Below are 16,297 nucleotides of genomic sequence, written 5' to 3' on the forward strand. Positions count from 1 at the left end.
CTGAGCCAGGATCAAACTCTCCGTGAATGCTTTTCACGGGAGCGGAACAGCCGGAGGAATAATCCGACCGTTCACAGCGTCCTCGCTGTAATTTTCTTCAAAGGAACCTCGACCATCGGAATGTTTCCGACGGACGGGGTATCAACATATCTGGCGTTGACTTTTGGCACGCTGTTGAGTTCTCAAGGAACGGTCGCTTCCTTTGTACTCACCCTCTCGGGCTTTCCTCCGGGCTTCCCTTCGGTGTTCCAAACTCTATCAGCGTTTTTCCGTCCCTCTGACCACCGTCCCGCAGGCACACGGAAGGCGATCCCGAGTTGGGATCTGACAAGTTTGGATGCTGCCGGGTGGCGACGCCTTGCGCACCGCCTCACCTCAAGCAGGGGTACGACTGTACACGGAGCGTCGGAGGCCTTGCAAATCCAATAGACTGGTGGTCTAGACCACTTGCTGGTAGCTTCCCATGCGGAACCGCCACTTCATTTGACATACGCTGCTGCTCAGTGCCGTCCGGAACAGGCAGTGACGGCCCGTACGCAGCCCCACTTCTGGGAGGCTTCCCATGACCACCGTGACGTCCCCGCTAGCAGGACGTGCCATCGGACTGGCCGCGGTGCCGGATCCGGTCTTCGCCGGGGCCATGGTCGGCCCGGGCACCGCCATCGACCCTGTGCGTGAGCCTTCCGTGGTGGTGGCGCCCGTGGACGGAGTCGTCGTCTCTCTGCACCCGCACGCGTTCGTCGTGGTCGACGGCAGCGGTCACGGCGTCCTCACCCACCTCGGTATCGACACGGTGCAGCTCAACGGGCAGGGTTTCGAGTTGCTCGTCAACAAGGGCGACACCGTGAGCCGCGGGCAGCCCATGGTGCGCTGGAACCCGGCCGAGGTCGAGGCCGCCGGCAAGTCACCGGTGTGCCCCGTCGTAGCCCTGGAGGCCACGGCCGACCTGCTCTCCGACATCCGTGAGGACGGTGACGTGAAGGCCGGCGACACCCTCTTCACCTGGAACTGATTTCGTTCCGGACCGACGACCCCGCCACCGTGCCGTTGTACGACGGAGCAGGCGGCGACCATGACAACCACCGCGGCGGCGGGACCCGCCGCACTATCGGAGACGGGTGAGATGGAGACAACGCTGCGAGGCGTCGGCGTGAGCCACGGTGTGGCGATCGGCGAGGTTCGGCACATGGGAACAGCGGTGCTGGAGCCGCCTGCCAAGCAGATCCCCGCCGAAGAGGCGGAGCGGGAGCAGGGGCGGGCCCGGCAGGCCGTGGACGCCGTGGCCGCCGACCTGATGGCGCGCGGCAACCTGGCGGGCGGCGAGGCCCAGGCGGTGCTCGAGGCGCAGGCCATGATGGCGCAGGACCCCGAGCTGATGTCCGACGTGGACCGACGGATCGCCGTCGGCAGCACCGCCGAGCGTGCCGTGTACGACGCGTTCGCGGCGTACCGCGAGCTGCTGGCCGGAGCGGGCGAGTACCTCGCCGGCCGGGTGGCCGATCTGGACGATGTGCGGAATCGTATCGTCGCCCGGCTGCTGGGCGTTCCGATGCCGGGTGTCCCGGACAGTGACGAGCCGTACGTGTTGGTGGCGCGGGATCTGGCGCCGGCGGACACGGCGCTGCTCGACCCGGCTCTGGTGCTCGGTTTCGTGACCGAGGAGGGCGGGCCGACGAGCCACAGCGCGATCCTGGCGCGGGCGCTCGGTGTGCCGGCCGTGGTGGCGCTGCCGGGTGCCGGGGAGCTCGCCGAGGGCACCGTGGTCGCCGTCGACGGCAGCACCGGTGACATCTTCGTGAACCCGAGTGCGGAGAGGAAGGCGGCGCTGCGGGCGGCGGCCGCCGAGCGGAAGGCGGCGCTGGCTGCCTCGACCGGCCCGGGTGCGACCGCGGACGGGCACAAGGTGCCGCTGCTGGCCAACGTGGGCGGGCCCGCGGATGTGCCGGCCGCGGTGGAGGCCGGTGCCGAGGGCGTCGGTCTGTTCCGTACCGAGTTCCTGTTTCTGGACGACAGCAAGCGTGCTCCTTCCGAAGAGAAGCAGGTCGAGGCCTACCGTCAGGTGCTGGAGGCGTTCCCGGAGGGCCGGGTCGTCGTGCGGGTGCTGGACGCGGGTGCGGACAAACCGCTGGACTTCCTGACGCCGGCGGACGAGCCGAACCCGGCGCTTGGCGTGCGTGGTCTGCGGACGCTGCTCGACCACCCCGAGGTGCTGCGCACCCAGCTGACGGCGTTGGCGAAGGCGGCCGAGGGGCTGCCCGTCCACCTTGAGGTCATGGCACCGATGGTGGCGGACCGCGCCGACGCGAAGGCGTTCGCGGACGCCTGCCGGGAGGCGGGGCTGCGGGCCAAGTTCGGTGCGATGGTGGAGATTCCGTCGGCCGCGTTGCGGGCGCGCTCGATCCTCCAGGAGGTCGAGTTCCTGTCGCTGGGGACGAACGACCTGGCGCAGTACACGTTCGCCGCGGACCGTCAGGTGGGTGCGGTGTCCCGGCTGCAGGATCCGTGGCAGCCCGCGCTGCTGGACCTGGTCGCGCTGTCGGCGGAGGCGGCGCAGGCCGAGGGCAAGAGCTGTGGCGTGTGTGGTGAGGCCGCGTCGGATCCGCTGCTGGCCTGTGTGCTGACGGGTCTGGGTGTCACCTCCCTCTCCATGGGTGCGGCGTCGATTCCTTATGTCCGGGCGATGCTGGCCAAGTACACGCTGGCCCAGTGCGAGCGGGCGGCGGCGGCCGCGCGTGCCACGGACAGTGCGGAGGAGGCCCGCGTGGCGGCGCAGGCGGTGCTGTCCGGCGAGTAGTCGGCCGCGGCTGTGATCGGCTGTCTTTCCAGGGGCGCTCCACCGACGGGTGGGGCGCCCCTGGTGGTTTCAGTGGTGGTGCCCCGGGGCCGCCTCCTGGTCGCCGAGGTCGGGCGGTGCGCAGTAGTCGACGTCCGATTCCGGTGCGATGAGGTCTCCGGACTCGACGTCGGTGCAGTACGCGTCGAAGACCTCGCCGGCGGTGAGGGGGGCGAGGTTGTTGCCGCGCAGTCGCCAGCCGTAGACGCGGTCGGGGCTGGCGGGGGCGCTGGTGCGCATGACGAGTCCGCCGGGGCTGTTGGTGGCGAGGCCGAGGGCGAGGACGCTGGTGAATTCGAGGGCTTCGGCCTCGTCGAGGTCGGTGGTGCCCTCGCTGTTCTGGTCGGCGTGCAGGACGGTGACGAGGGTTTCGGGTGGTCCGGAGACGCTGCACACGAGGTGCCGGTTGCCCGCCGGGGCGGTCTCGAGGATGCGGGTCAGGAGGTGGGAGGCGCGGGTGAACGCGGCGCGTCCGACGTCCTCGCCGCAGGTGGGGCAGGGGCCGAGGCGGGCGAGGAGGGTGCTGGCGTACTCCCAGGTGGCCTGGCGTACCGCCTCGTCGACGAGGGCGGGGACGAGGTCGGTGAGGGGGCGGCCGTCGTACGGGACGGTGGCGCCGGTGGCCGCGAGGCGGGCGGTGAAGCGGGTGCGGCTGGCCGGGTTGTCCGGGTCGAGCCCGGTGGATGTGCAGAACTCGGCGTATTCCTCGGGGTCGAACAGGGCGAGTGTGGTGTGGGTGCCCTCGGCGGCGCGGGTCCTGAGGAGGGCCTCGATCTGACGGAGGTAGGTGAGGTGGTCGTCGAAGGTGAAGGTGCGGTAGCGCCGCATGGCGCGGAAGTCGTGTTCGTCGGTCAGCAGGCCGATGGTGCCCGCGATCTCGCGGCGCAGGACGCGTCGCATGGTCCGGTGGTCGGTGTGCGCCATGGTTCCCCCTGTGTGCGGTGGATCAATGCTCACTCACAGTAACCGGCGCCACTGACAATGCTCGGTGTGGAAGCCTGCCGCGGACCTGGCGGTGCTGAACTGCGCAGGTCAGGGCGATGAAGGTACCGAATGCGGCCCAGCCGAGCGGTCCGGTGGCGATGGCGGCGGTGACGGCGAGTGGGCCGATGCTGCGCTGGGCGGACTGGGCGAGTCCGTGGACCCCGAGGTAGGCGCCCTGGGCGGTGTCGGGTGCGAGGGCGACCGAAAGCTCCCAGGAGACGGTGGCGTGGAGCATCTCGGCGACGGTGAAGGCGGCGGCCGCGGCGGTGAGCAGGAGGCTGGCCGTGACGGTTCCGCCGGCGGCGGAGAGTGCCATGGTGAGGCCGCCGAGGGCGAACGCGGCGGAGAGCGGGACGAGGAGCCGGCGGGCGGCTTGGCTGGTGGTGCCGAAGCGGGCCAGGGGGACTTGGAGTGTCACCACCATCACGTTGTTGAGGACGAGCAGCAGCGGTGCCAGGCCGTGCGGTATGCGGTCGCCGTGGGCGATCCAGAGCGGCAGGCCGACCTTGAAGACGGCGTCGTCGAGGAAGAGGACGGTGTCGGTGGCGACGTACGCCAGGTAGGCGCGGTCGCGCCAGGGGTTGGCCGGTCTCGCGGTCTTCGGCCCGGCCTTCCAGTCGGCCACGACCCGGGAGGGCGATGGGGGTTCGCCGCAGCGCAGGGTGAGGAGTGCGGCCGCGACGAAGGAGAGACCGTCGCCCGCCAGGAGCCAGCGGTAGGCCGTGGTGGTGCCGAGGGCCAGGGCCGCGGCTGCGGCGAGGCCGCCGAGGGCCCAGCCCGCGTTGGCGATGGTGCGGTTGAGGGCCTGGTAGCGGACGCGGTCGGGCCCGGCGACGCGGGTGGCGTAGAGCTTGGTGAGGACGTTGGCCGCGCGGTCGCCGAGGGCGCCGACCGAGGAGACGGCGAGCAGCAGGGTGTAGTCGTCGGTGGTGAGCAGGGCGAAGGAGGCGAGGGCGCGCAGGAGTTGGAGTGCGATCAGCAGGCGGGTGAGGGGCAGTCGGTCGGCGATGCGGCCGCCCAGTGGGGCTCCGGCGATGCCGATGGCGCCCGATACGGCGGCGAGGGTGCCGACCTCGGCGAGGGAGAGTCCGGAGACGTAGGTGAAGTACAGGACGGAGACCGAGGCCCACAGACCGCTGCCGACGCGGTCCACCAGGGCGACGGCGAGCATTCCGCGTCCGTCGCGGCCTCCGGGTACACGTCCGAGCCGTGCGGTCGCACCTGGCTTGGTCTTCACTGCTCCCCCTTGCCGTCAATTATGTATTGATACATACTTGTCAACGTGGTAATACAATATGGGATCACCGGTACGACGGCCAAGGGGATTGCCGCGTCCGTGGAACGGGGCGTGGCGGAGGGCGCGTTGGCCCCGGAGGCGGCGCTGCCACCGGTGCGGCGGCTGGCGGACGAGCTGGGGGTGAGTCCGGGGACGGTCGCCACGGCGTACAAGGAACTGCGGCGGCGCGGGATCGTCGTCACGCGCGGGCGGGGCGGCACCGTGGTGGCGCCGGTTCCGGCGGTGGCCTCCCGGCGGCCGCCCAGGGTTCCCGAAGGGCTCCGGGATCTGGCCGGCGGGCATCCCGATCCCGCGCTGCTGCCCGGCCTGGTGCCGCCCTCGCGGCTCTCCCCCGGTGTCCGGTCGCACCGTTCGGCGCCGCGGCTCGCGCGGCTGGAGGAAGCCGTACGCGGCTGGCTGGGCCCGGACGGCGTGCCGGTGGAGCACGTGACGTTCGCGCACGGTGCCCTGGATCTGATCGGCCGGCTGCTGTCCGTGGAGTTGCGCCCCGGTGACACCGTCGCCGTGGAGGATCCCGGGTACCACCATCTGCTCGACCTCGTCCCGGCGTTGGGGCTGCGGACCGTGCCGGTGGCGGTGGACGACGAGGGGATGCGTCCGGACGCCCTGCGCACGGCGCTGCGCGCGGGTGTGCGGGCCGTGGTGTGCAGCCCCAGGGCGCAGAACCCGTACGGCGGCTGCTTCTCGGCGGCCCGCAGGGACGACCTCGTCGGGCTGCTGCGGGAGGAACCCGACGTCCTGGTGGTCGAGGACGATCACGCGTCCCGGGTGACCGACACCCCGCTGCGTTCGCTGACCGCCGCGGGACTCGCGCGCTGGGTGCATGTGCGCTCGGTGAGCAAGTTCCTGGGCACCGACCTGAGATGGGCGGCGGCCGCATGCGATCCGGTCACGCTGGCCCGGCACGACGGACTGCTGCTCCTGACCTCGGGCTGGGTCAGCCACCTGTTGCAGGAGACGGTGTACGGCCTGATGACGGACGTGGACACGCGCGCGTTGATGGCACGCGCGCGTGCGGCCTACGTACTGCGCCGCGAGACGCTGGCCGGGGAGCTGGCCCGACACGGGATCGCCTCGCACGGGGCGAGCGGGATGAACCTGTGGGTGCCGGTGCGGGACGAGTCGGCCGTGGTCAATGGCCTGCGGTCGTACGGCTGGTGGGTGGCGGCGGGGGCGCGTTTCCGGTTGTCGGCGGAGCCGGGCGTGCGGATCACGACCGCCGGGCTGGAGCCGGCCGACGCGGCGCGGCTGGCCTCGGACTTCGCCGCCGTCCTGGGCGAGTCCGAGGCCACCTACGGCGGATGAGCGCGGCGCTCGGGGAGGTCAGGCGCGCTTGCGGGCCAGGTCCTCGAAGTAGCTCAGCAGGTCGAGGTTGTCGATGGAGCCGGGATTGACGGCCTTCTCCAGGGGCGCTCCCTGGAGAAGGCGCTTGACGGGGACCTCGATGCGCTTTCCGGTGAGGGTGTGCGGGACGCCGGGGACCTCGATGATCTCGTCGGGGACGTGCCGGGGCGAGAGCTGTTCGCGGATGGCCTGCTTGATGCGGTTCAGCAGGGCCTCGTCGAGGACCGCGCCCGGTGCCAGGTGGACGAAGAGGGGCATCCAGTAGCCGCCGTCGGGCTGCTCGACACCGATGACGAGGGACTCCCTGATCTCGGGGAGGCGCTCGACGACCTCGTAGATGTCCGCCGAGCCCATCCGCACGCCCTGGCGGTTGAGCGTGGAGTCGGAGCGGCCGTGGATGATCACCGAGCCGCGTGCGGTGACGGTGATCCAGTCGCCGTGGCGCCACACACCGGGGTAGGTGTCGAAGTAGCTCTCGTGGTAGCGGCTGCCGTCGGGGTCGTTCCAGAAGCTGATCGGCATGGACGGCATGGGGTTGGCGACGACCAGTTCGCCCACTTCGTCGATGACGGGGTTTCCGGCCGGGTCCCAGGCCTGGAGGTCGGTGCCGAGCCCGGGTGCCTGCAGTTCGCCGGTGTACACGGGGAGGGTGGGTACGGCGCCCGCGAAGCAGGAGCACACGTCGGTGCCGCCGCTGACGGAGGCGATCCAGAGGTCGTCGCGGACCTCGTCGTGCAGCCAGCGGAAGCCGTCGGGGGGCAGCGGGGAGCCGGTGGTGGCGACGCACTTCACCCGGGAGAGGTCGTAGTCGCGGGAGGGGTGCACGCCGGCCTTGCGGCAGGCCATCACGTATGCGGCGGAGGTGCCGTAGAGGGTGGCTCCGGTGCGCTCGGCGACACGCCACTGGGCGCCGGTGTCGGGATAGCCGGGGCTGCCGTCGTACAGGACGATCGTGGTGCCCGTGAGGAGGCCGGAGACGAGGAAGTTCCACATCATCCAGCCCGTCGAGGTGTACCAGAAGAAACGGTCCGCTGGGCCCAGGTCGCAGTGCAGGCCGAGCTGTTTGAGGTGTTCGACCAGGATGCCGCCCTGGGACTGGACGATGGCCTTGGGCAGGCCGGTGGTGCCGGAGGAGTAGAGCACCCACAGAGGGTGGTCGAACGGAACCTGCTCGAATTCCGGCTCGGCGTCGGCGGAGGTCAGGGCCGACCACTCCAGGGCGCCTTCGGGGGCGGGGGTGGCGAGCAGCGGGATGTGGACGACGGCGCGCAGGGTGGGCAGTTCGCGGCGGAGTTCGGCGACGATCTCCCGGCGGTCGTGTTGCCTGCCGCCGTAGCGGTAGCCGTCCACGGTGAACAGGACGACGGGTTCCACCTGCTGGAAGCGGTCCAGGACGCTGCGGGCGCCGAAGTCGGGGGCGCACGAGGTCCAGACGGCGCCCACGGCCGCGGTGGCGAGGAGGGCGACCACGGCCTGCGGGATGTTCGGGAGGTAGCCGCTGACGCGGTCGCCGGGGCGGACGCCGAGGCCGCGGAGTTCCGCGGCCAGGGAGCCCACCTGACGGCGCAGCTCGGCCCAGGTGACCGGGCTGGGTTCGTGGGTCTCGTCGACGTACAGGAGGGCGGGTTCGTCCGCGCGGGTGGCGGCGGCGCGCAGGGCGTGCTCGGCGTAGTTCAGCCTCGCGCCGGGGAACCACTCGGCGCCGGGCATGGCACGGTCACCGAGCACGCGCGCGTAGGGCGTCGAGAACCGCACGTCGAAGTACTCCGTGACGGCCTTCCAGAAGGTGTCGAGGTGGTCGACGGACCAGCGGTGCAGGGCCGGGTACCCGCCGTCGGCGGGGGCCCCGTGGTGTTCCGCCGCCCAGGACTGGAAGCTGGTGATGCGTGCCTGGGCGATCCGCTGTGGATCGGGCCGCCAGAGCGGCTGGGGGACGGCGGTCGACATGGGGCGGCTCCCGGACTTCTGCGCTGGTGTGCGTGGGACGCGCACGGGCTGGGGTGTGCGCATGACGCGGCTGACAGGGACGATGCCATGTGATCGACTTCTACACCAGGGCGCGCTCCACATAGTCCGTGTCGTGAAGATGTGGTCCCGGCACGGGTGAACGGCAGTTGAACGGCACGCGCGTGTGGAGCGCTGAGTGGCAGGGTGAGCAGCATGGACGGTCGTGACCTGGTGCGTTCGGTAAGAGTGGTCGGTTCGGGTAAGGCGGCTCAGGGGTTGCGCACCGTACGGGCGGCGTGGCGCAGGCGGCGGATCGACGCCGCCGGGCTGCCCGCCCGGGGCGCGGAGCGGGCCCGGGTGCCGGGGCCGGTGCAGGGCGCGGAGCCGGGGCCGGGCGGTGGTGTGATCCGGTTCAGCCGGTCCGAGCTGCGGATAACGGTCGCCGTGAACGGGGCTGTCTTCTGGGGCTGGGACGGGGCCGGTCCCGAGCCCTCGTACGCCCTCGCGGGGCGCTGCCCGGAGCCGGATCCGCGGGCGGTCCTGGAACCGGACACGAACGGCGGCTGGCGGGTCGTGGCGGAGCGGGTGACGGTCAGCGTCTCGCGGCACGGGGCGGTGGAGGTGTGCACGCCCGGTGGCGTGATGCTGCGCAGGGATCTGCCGCCGCGCTGGTGGGAGCCGGTCGGCGGGGGTCCGGCGCGCTGGGTGCAGCGGTCGCAGGTGGCCGCGGACGCGCGGTTCTTCGGGCTGGGCGGGCGTGCCTCGGGGCCGCGGCTGCGGGACGGTACGTACCGGCTGTGGAACACCGATCCCGGCCGTGCCTTCGGGCCCGGTGACGATCCCCTCTACATCACCATGCCGGTCCTGCTGGTGGTGGCGGACGCGGCGGCACATCTGGTGTTCCACGACAGTTCGTGGGACGGGTCCGTGACGCTTCTGGAGGGCGAGGAGGGTGCCGGTTCCGGGCACGACCGGGCCGGGCGCTGTGAGCTGCGGATGGAGGGCGGTCCGCTGCGCTGCTGGGTGATGGCCGGCACCCCCGCGCGCGTGCTGCACACATGGGCCTCGCTCACGGGTGCGCCCGCGCTGCCGCCGGCGTGGGCGCTGGGCCACCACCACGCGCGCTGGGGTTTCGGCAGCGAGCAGGAGGTGCGGCGGATCGTCGAGGGTTACCAGGAGCGCGGCCTGCCGCTGGACGCCGTGCATCTGGACATCGACCACTACGACGCCCACCAGGTGTTCACCGTCGATCACGAGCGCTTCCCGAAGCTGCCGACGCTGGCCGAGGAACTGCGGCGGGACGGCATCCGGCTGGTGTCGATCGTCGATCCGGCGGTGAAGGCCGAGCGGGGCAACGCGGTCCACGACAGCGGGACGGTGGTCGACGCCTTCGTCCGTGACGCGTCAGGGCGGACGGTGGAGGGGGTGGGATGGCCCGGTGAGACGGTTTTCCCCGACTTCACCGACGCGCGCGTGCGCTCGTGGTGGGGCGGGCTGTACGAGGAACGGCTCACGCTGGGCTTCGCCGGTTTCTGGCACGACATGAACGAGCCCACGTCCTTCAGCGCCTTCGGCGAGTCGACGTTGCCGCGTTCGGCCCGGCACGCCCTGGAGGGGCGGGGCGGCGATCACCGGGAGGCGCACAACGTCTACGCGCTCTGCATGGCGCGGGCGGCCTACGGGGCGCTGCGCGAACTCGAGCCCAAGGAGCGGCCTTTCCTGTTCTCCCGCTCGGGCTGGGCCGGTATGCAGCGCTATGGGGGTGCGTGGTCCGGTGACGTCGCCACCGGCTGGCCGGGGCTGCGCGCGTCGCTGTCGCTGGTCCTGGGGCTCGGGTTGTGCGGGGTGCCGTACTCGGGGCCGGACGTGGGCGGTTTCGACGGGACTCCGTCACCGGAGCTGTTTCTGCGCTGGTTCCAGCTGGGCGCTTACCTTCCGCTGTTCCGTACGCACGCGAGCATGCGGGCGGGGCGCCGGGAGCCGTGGGAGTTCGGGGCCGAGGTGCTGGAGCACGCGCGCGTGGCGCTTCTCGAACGACGGCGTCTGCTGCCGTACTTCATGACGCTGGCGCATCTGGCCCGGCGCACCGGAGCGCCGTATGTGCGGCCGGTGTGGTGGAGTGCGCCGGAGGACCGGGCGCTGCGCGACTGCGAGGACGCGTTCCTGCTGGGCGATGCCCTGCTGGTGGCTCCGGTGTTGGATCCGGGTGCCGACCGGCGTGCGGTGCGGCTGCCCCGCGGGCGCTGGTACGACACGGTGACCGAGCAGGCGTACGAGGGGCCGGGGAAGGTGCTCGTCGATGCCCCGCTGTCGCGGATCCCGGTGCTGGCACGCGCGGGTGCCGTCCTGCCCGTGCGGGACGAGGACGGCGGGACGCGGCTGGAGGTGTGGGCGCCCGTCCGGGGGCGGACGGGACGCGGGCTGGTCGTGCTTGACACGGGCGACGGCTGGGACGAGCCGGAGGTCGAGCGTTACGTCGCCCGCTGGGAGGGCCGGCGGGTGGTCGTCCGGCGCGAGGACGAGAGCGGCGTGAGCGAGCCGTCCCGTCCCGTCCGAATCAGGGGACTTGGATGAGCCGGAGGGCTCAGTAGCGGCCCTCGAACCACGCGCGTACGGCCACGCTGTGCAACGGAAAGGCGAGCTCCTCGGGGCGGCGCAGCAGGTGCCAGCCCTCCGTCTCGTCGGTCGCGCCCGACGGCGGAAGGCCTTCGGCCGGGCGTTCCGGGAGGAGCCCGAACAGCAGCAGGTGCCCGTCGGGTGAGCTCATGGCGTCGACGAGCCGTACGTCGCGGGCGGTCGCGTCGATGCCCGTCTCCTCCTTGAGCTCGCGGACGGCGGCGTGCCGCCAGTCCTCGCGGTCGTCGACGTAGCCGCCGGGCAGCGCGACGCCGCCGCGCGCGGGGGCCACGGCGCGAGTGATGACGACCAGGGCGGTGCCCTTCGTGTCGTAGACGGGCTGAAGGGCGATCGCCACCGGCAGCGGGTTGCGGTAGGCGACGTGGCCGCAGGCCGGGCAGGTGCGGGGCCAGCCGGAGAGTCCCTCTCCGTAGGCCGCTCCGCAGCTCGAACAGTGCGAGCCCGGAGTGGAGTTGGCAATTGGGTGCGGATTTTCGGACACGCGCGGACTTTATCCGATCAGGAGAGCGACGTCTTACGGGCAGGGGAAGGCCTCATTCCGGAAGTGAACCGACATCTGGCGACCTGACACCGGGAGAACCGGGAGCCGGGCGGTGCGGTCCGCCGGCGCGGCCTGCCCAATTCCGGCGGCCCGTGACACACTTCTGACGTTCCGTCAGATCGGTTGCCCTGGAGGAGCTTTGTCGCGTACACGTACGCCGGCGGTCGCCGGCTGGTTCACCGGCGAGGGGGACGGATTCCGGCTGCTGGGGACCCGCTGTGCGGCCTGCGCCTCGGTCTTCTTCCCGCGCGAGGACGTCCACTGCCGCAACCCCGGGTGCGCGGGCGGCGAACTGGAGGAGGTCCCGCTCTCCCGGCGCGGACGGATCTGGTCGTACACCGACAGCAGGTACCGCCCTCCGTCACCCTATGTGAGCGACCCGGAACTTCCGTGGGAGCCGTACGCGTTGATCGCTGTGGAGCTGGAGTCCGAGCGGATCGTGGTGCTGGGACAGGCGGTTCCCGGGATCACCGCCGCGGATCTGGCGGTGGGCATGGCGGTCGAGGTCGTCCCCGGAGTTCTGGGCGAGGACGCGGAAACGACCTGGACGACCTGGCACTGGCGGCCGGCGGGGGTGACGGCATGACGGCGGACGTGGCGGTGCTCGGCGTGGGCATGCACCCCTGGGGCAAGTGGGGGCGCGGCTTCGTCGAGTACGGGACGGCGGCGGCCCGCGCGGCGCTCGCGGACGCCGGACTCGAATGGCGGGACATCGGCTCGATCGTGGGCGCGGACACGGTGCGTGGCGGATATCCCGGCTATGTGGCGGGCGCGACCTTCGCCAAGGCGCTGGGCTGGCAGGGCGCGCGGGTCGCGAGCGTGTACGCGGCGTGCGCGTCCGGGGCCCAGGCGGTGGCCGCGGCGCGGGCCCAGATCCTGGCGGGCCTCGCGGACGTGGTGCTCGTGGTGGGCGCGGACGCGGCGCCCAAGGGCTTCTTCCGGCCCGCCGGAGGAGACCGGCCGGAGGATCCCGACTGGCTGCGCTTCCGGCTGCTGGGGGCGACGAATCCGACGTACTTCGGGCTGTACGCGCGTCGCCGGATGGCGGTGTTCGGGGACACCACCGAGGACTTCGCCCTGGTCAAGGTGAAGAACGCGGCTCTGGGGGCGCTCAATCCGTACGCCCGCTACCGCAAGCGGGTCACCGCCGAGGAGGTCGCCGCCTCGCAGGTGGTCGCCGATCCGCTGCGGCTGCTGGACATCTGCGCCACCTCCGACGGCGGGGCCGCGCTGGTGCTGTCCAGCCTGGAATTCGCGCGCCGGCACGGGGCGGCGCGACCGGTGCGGATCCGCGCGGTGTCCACGGTCACGCCCCGCTATCCGAGCACGGTGCTGGACCTGCCGGACATCGCCACCGACTCCGCGGCGGCGGTGGCACCGTCACCGGAACCCTTCCGGGCGTCGATCGCACGCGCCGCCTACGAGGAGGCGGGCATCGGCCCCGAGGAACTGTCGCTCGCCGAGGTGTACGACCTGTCCACCGCGCTGGAGTTGCAGTGGTACGAGGATCTGGGGCTGTGCGGTGCGGGCGAGGCGGCGAAGCTGCTGCGCGAGGGCGCCACGGCCCTGGGCGGCCGGATACCGGTCAACGCCAGCGGCGGGCTCGCGTCCTTCGGTGAGGCGGTGCCGGCCCAGGCGATCGCCCAGGTCTGCGAGCTGACGTGGCAGTTGCGGGACGCGGCGGGAGACCGGCAGGTGGCGCACGCGCGCGTGGGGATCACGGCCAATCAGGGGCTGTTCGGCCACGGCTCGTCCGTGATAGCGGTGCGCTGACGGGACGCGTGTGACAGCACAGGGTGCCGTCCCGTCACGCTGTCCCTGGCCACCGTCGTGCGCGGTCCGGGCGGTGTGGCCGACCACCGGCAGGCGGCCGCGTGTCCGGCGCCGCTCAAGAAGGCCGCCAAGGCGCCGCGCGGGGCGAGCTGGGTGCCGGGGCGGGCGGGACTGCCGGGGCACGAGATCCGGCGCGGCTCGGGCGCGTACCCGGCACAGGACGGGTACGCGGCGGCGGAGCCGTGACAGCTGTCTCCCGGTGGGTCGCCTTTCATCGTCGCCGTCAGTTGCCGTCAGTTGCCGTCAGCGTCCTTGACGGCCCCCGAGTGCCGGTGAAAACTTCCGGTGTCGGTCGACATCGCCGTACATTCTCGGCGTATCCAGGCACTGCGCCATGGGCCGCTCCTGTCTCGAGGCCCGTTCCCCCATGGGCGATTCGGCTGCCACGGCACGCTCGTCACAGACGCCGGGCGGGGCGCGGGACCTTCCCTGCCTTCGGCTGACGTCGCCAAGGGAACCGTTCCTGCTCAATGTGCCGGGGCCGATCCCCCGGCCAGCGCCCTAGGAGCCGCCATGAGCAACGGAGACATCTTCGTCGGCGAAGTCATCGGTACGGCCATCCTGATCCTGTTCGGTGCCGGTGTCTGCGCCGCGGTCACCCTCAGGCACTCCAAGGCCAGGGCGGCGGGGTGGGTGGTGATCGCGTTCGGCTGGGGATTCGGTGTCCTCGCCGGCGCCTACACCGCCGCCCCGCTCTCCGGCGGGCAGCTGAACCCCGCCGTCACCATCGGCATCGCCGTCGACACCGGCGTGTGGGGCAAGGTCTGGGTCTACCTGCTCGGGCAGTTCGTCGGCGCGGTGCTCGGGGCCGCGCTGACCTACCTGGTCTACCTGGCCCAGTTCCAGGCCAATGTGCGCGACGAGGAGTCGGGAGAGGAGCCGACGCCGACGCTCGGCATCTTCTCCACCATCCCGGAGATCCGGAATCCGGTCGCCAACCTCATCACCGAGATCATCGCGACGATCGCGCTCGTCCTGCCGATCCTCGCGTTCGGACTGACCAAGGGGCTCGGCGAGTCCGGCACCACCGTGCTGATCGTCTCGCTGCTCGTCGTCGGCATCGGGCTGTCGCTCGGCGGCCCCACCGGCTACGCCATCAACCCGACGCGCGATCTCGGCCCCCGGATCGTGCACACCTTCCTGCCGATCCCCAACAAGGGCACCTCGGACTGGGGTTACGCCTGGATCCCGGTCGCCGGCCCATTGATCGGCGGGGCGCTCGCGGGCGTCATCTACAACGTGGCCTTCTGACTCGGCGCGGCCCTCCCATCCACGCAGCCTTCCGACCCAGCGACCAAGGGGTAGCCATGACGGACACCGCCGAGAAGTACGTCGTCGCGATCGACCAGGGCACCACGTCGAGCCGCTGCATCATCTTCGACCACGGCGGCGCGATCGTCGCCGTCGACCAGCGCGAGCACCGCCAGATCTTCCCCAAGCCGGGCTGGGTGGAGCACGACGCCACCGAGATCTGGTCCAAGGTGCAGGCCGTGGTGGCCGGTGCGCTCGCCAACGCGGGTCTGCGTCCCGGCCAGTTGAGCGCGCTGGGCATCACCAACCAGCGCGAGACGACCGTCCTGTGGGACCGCGTCACCGGCAAACCGGTGCACAACGCGATCGTCTGGCAGGACACCCGCACCGCGGCCCTGTGCCACGAACTCGGCGGCAGCGACGGCCAGGACCGCTTCCGCGAGCCGACCGGACTGCCCCTGGCCAGCTACTTCTCCGGCCCCAAGGCGGCCTGGCTGCTGGACAACGTCCCCGGGTTGCGGGACCGGGCCGAGCGCGGTGAGATCGCCTTCGGGACCATCGACTCCTGGCTGATCTGGAACCTCACCGGGGGCACCGACGGCGGCCGGCACGTCACCGACGTCACCAACGCCGGGCGCACCATGCTGATGAACCTGGAGACCCTCCAGTGGGACCCGGCCATCCTCGCCGCGATGAACATCCCCAAGGTGGTCCTGCCCGAGATCAGGTCGTCCGCCGAGGTGTACGGCACCGCCGTCGGCCAGCTCGCCGGGGTGCCGGTGGCGTCCGCGCTGGGCGACCAGCAGGCCGCGGTCTTCGGACAGGCCTGCTACGACGTCGGCACGGCGAAGAACACCTACGGGACGGGCAGCTTCCTGCTGCTCAACACCGGCAACCGGCCGGTGCCGTCCAAGAGCGGACTGCTGACGACGATGGGCTACAAGATCGGCGACGAGGCGCCGGTGTACTGCCTGGAGGGTTCGATCGCCATAACGGGCGCGCTCGTCCAGTGGTTCCGCGACCAGCTCGGCATCATCCGGACCGCCGACGAGATCGAGACACTGGCGGCGAGCGTCGACGACAACGGCGGTGCCTACATCGTGCCCGCGTTCTCCGGCCTGTTCGCGCCCTACTGGCGTGCGGACGCGCGCGGGGTCGTCACCGGGCTCACCCGGTACGTCACCAAGGCGCACCTCGCCCGGGCGGTGCTCGAGGCGACGAGCTGGCAGACGCGGGAGGTCGTGGACGCCATGTACCAGGACTCCGGCGTGCGGATCACCACCCTGAAGGTGGACGGCGGCATGACCGGGAACAACCTCCTGATGCAGCACCAGGCCGACGTCCTCGGGGTACCGGTGATCCGCCCCCGGGTGTCCGAGACGACCTGTCTGGGCGCCGCCTACGCGGCCGGCCTGGCCACCGGCGTGTGGAACGACCTGGACGAGCTCAAGTCCCACTGGCGCAAGGACGTGGAGTGGACGCCCGCCATGGCGGCCTCGGTGCGCGAACGGGAGTACGCGAACTGGCGCAAGGCGGTGGAGAAGAGCTTCGGCTGGCTGGAGGACGGCGTGTAACCGCCCCGGACCACGGCCCGTACCCCGGTCGGCGGGGGTACGGGCCGTGCGCCGCC

Annotated in this window: 12 protein-coding genes and 1 pseudogene; 9 read left to right on the forward strand and 4 right to left on the reverse strand. The window is 71.6% G+C overall.

Annotated features, from left to right (window positions below):
- Positions 1-562 precede the first annotated feature (562 nt).
- Entirely contained in the window at positions 563-1,012 is a 450-nt protein-coding gene (locus AB0P24_RS00005) for a PTS glucose transporter subunit IIA (RefSeq protein WP_365789356.1), read from the forward strand.
- A gap of 111 nt (positions 1,013-1,123) precedes the next feature.
- The gene (gene ptsP / locus AB0P24_RS00010; RefSeq protein ID WP_365790132.1) at positions 1,124-2,794 is read left to right on the forward strand and encodes a phosphoenolpyruvate--protein phosphotransferase; all 1,671 of its coding nucleotides are present in this window, start codon (positions 1,124-1,126) and stop codon (positions 2,792-2,794) included.
- 69 nt (positions 2,795-2,863) lie between these two features.
- Here the strand turns inward: ptsP and AB0P24_RS00015 are convergent, their stop codons facing one another.
- Both AB0P24_RS00015 and AB0P24_RS00020 read right to left on the reverse strand, forming a co-directional pair.
- Complete coding sequence (locus AB0P24_RS00015; RefSeq protein ID WP_365789358.1) at positions 2,864-3,757, reverse strand: hypothetical protein; 894 nt, start codon at positions 3,755-3,757, stop codon at positions 2,864-2,866.
- 22 nt (positions 3,758-3,779) lie between these two features.
- Entirely contained in the window at positions 3,780-4,988 is a 1,209-nt protein-coding gene (locus AB0P24_RS00020) for an MFS transporter (RefSeq protein ID WP_365789360.1), read from the reverse strand.
- Positions 4,989-5,099: 111 nt separating this feature from the next.
- On the opposite strand from AB0P24_RS00020, the gene AB0P24_RS00025 reads away from it, so the two are divergent.
- A complete protein-coding gene (locus AB0P24_RS00025) occupies positions 5,100-6,419 on the forward strand; it encodes an aminotransferase class I/II-fold pyridoxal phosphate-dependent enzyme (RefSeq protein WP_365789362.1) in 1,320 nt (439 codons plus the stop codon).
- 18 nt (positions 6,420-6,437) lie between these two features.
- Here the strand turns inward: AB0P24_RS00025 and AB0P24_RS00030 are convergent, their stop codons facing one another.
- The gene (locus AB0P24_RS00030; RefSeq protein ID WP_365789364.1) at positions 6,438-8,405 is read right to left on the reverse strand and encodes an acetoacetate--CoA ligase; all 1,968 of its coding nucleotides are present in this window, start codon (positions 8,403-8,405) and stop codon (positions 6,438-6,440) included.
- 213 nt (positions 8,406-8,618) lie between these two features.
- Between AB0P24_RS00030 and AB0P24_RS00035 the strand changes: the two genes are divergently transcribed.
- Positions 8,619-10,979 carry a glycoside hydrolase family 31 protein gene (locus tag AB0P24_RS00035; RefSeq protein ID WP_365789366.1) on the forward strand — a complete coding sequence of 787 codons (2,361 nt, stop codon included), beginning with the start codon at positions 8,619-8,621 and terminating at the stop codon, positions 10,977-10,979.
- 10 nt (positions 10,980-10,989) lie between these two features.
- Here AB0P24_RS00035 and AB0P24_RS00040 read toward each other — a convergent pair whose 3' ends face one another.
- On the reverse strand, positions 10,990-11,523 hold the full coding sequence (locus AB0P24_RS00040) for an NUDIX domain-containing protein (RefSeq protein ID WP_365789368.1): 534 nt from the start codon (positions 11,521-11,523) through the stop codon (positions 10,990-10,992).
- Positions 11,524-11,722: 199 nt separating this feature from the next.
- Here AB0P24_RS00040 and AB0P24_RS00045 point away from each other — a divergent pair, with 199 nt between their 5' ends.
- The 5 genes and pseudogenes from AB0P24_RS00045 (at position 11,723) to glpK (ending at position 16,241) form a co-directional block, all read left to right on the forward strand.
- On the forward strand, positions 11,723-12,169 hold the full coding sequence (locus tag AB0P24_RS00045; protein WP_365789370.1) for a zinc ribbon domain-containing protein: 447 nt from the start codon (positions 11,723-11,725) through the stop codon (positions 12,167-12,169).
- Positions 12,166-13,356, forward strand: a complete 1,191-nt coding sequence (locus AB0P24_RS00050) for a lipid-transfer protein (protein ID WP_365789372.1) — start codon at positions 12,166-12,168, stop codon at positions 13,354-13,356. Before AB0P24_RS00045 ends, AB0P24_RS00050 begins: the two co-directional genes overlap by 4 nt.
- Positions 13,357-13,371: 15 nt before the next feature.
- Positions 13,372-13,602, forward strand: a pseudogene (locus AB0P24_RS00055) (diguanylate cyclase); the annotation flags it as partial.
- Positions 13,603-13,929: 327 nt separating this feature from the next.
- Complete coding sequence (locus tag AB0P24_RS00060; protein WP_365789374.1) at positions 13,930-14,667, forward strand: MIP/aquaporin family protein; 738 nt, start codon at positions 13,930-13,932, stop codon at positions 14,665-14,667.
- 56 nt (positions 14,668-14,723) lie between these two features.
- Positions 14,724-16,241 carry a glycerol kinase GlpK gene (gene glpK / locus AB0P24_RS00065; RefSeq protein WP_365789376.1) on the forward strand — a complete coding sequence of 506 codons (1,518 nt, stop codon included), beginning with the start codon at positions 14,724-14,726 and terminating at the stop codon, positions 16,239-16,241.
- Positions 16,242-16,297 lie beyond the last annotated feature (56 nt).

The sequence above is a fragment of the Streptomyces sp. NPDC086519 genome, assembly GCF_040686075.1.
Lineage (GTDB): Bacteria > Actinomycetota > Actinomycetes > Streptomycetales > Streptomycetaceae > Streptomyces > Streptomyces shenzhenensis.

Excerpts from the sequence above, each read along its gene's own strand:
- AB0P24_RS00005 (WP_365789356.1), top strand. The coding sequence starts at position 563 with ATGACCACCGTGACGTCCCCGCTAGCAGGACGTGCCATCGGACTGGCC.
- ptsP (WP_365790132.1), top strand. The coding sequence starts at position 1,124 with ATGGAGACAACGCTGCGAGGCGTCGGCGTGAGCCACGGTGTGGCGATC.
- AB0P24_RS00015 (WP_365789358.1), bottom strand. The coding sequence starts at position 3,757 with ATGGCGCACACCGACCACCGGACCATGCGACGCGTCCTGCGCCGCGAG.
- AB0P24_RS00020 (WP_365789360.1), bottom strand. The coding sequence starts at position 4,988 with ATGCTCGCCGTCGCCCTGGTGGACCGCGTCGGCAGCGGTCTGTGGGCC.
- AB0P24_RS00030 (WP_365789364.1), bottom strand. The coding sequence starts at position 8,405 with ATGTCGACCGCCGTCCCCCAGCCGCTCTGGCGGCCCGATCCACAGCGG.
- AB0P24_RS00035 (WP_365789366.1), top strand. The coding sequence starts at position 8,619 with ATGGACGGTCGTGACCTGGTGCGTTCGGTAAGAGTGGTCGGTTCGGGT.
- AB0P24_RS00050 (WP_365789372.1), top strand. The coding sequence starts at position 12,166 with ATGACGGCGGACGTGGCGGTGCTCGGCGTGGGCATGCACCCCTGGGGC.
- AB0P24_RS00060 (WP_365789374.1), top strand. The coding sequence starts at position 13,930 with ATGAGCAACGGAGACATCTTCGTCGGCGAAGTCATCGGTACGGCCATC.
- glpK (WP_365789376.1), top strand. The coding sequence starts at position 14,724 with ATGACGGACACCGCCGAGAAGTACGTCGTCGCGATCGACCAGGGCACC.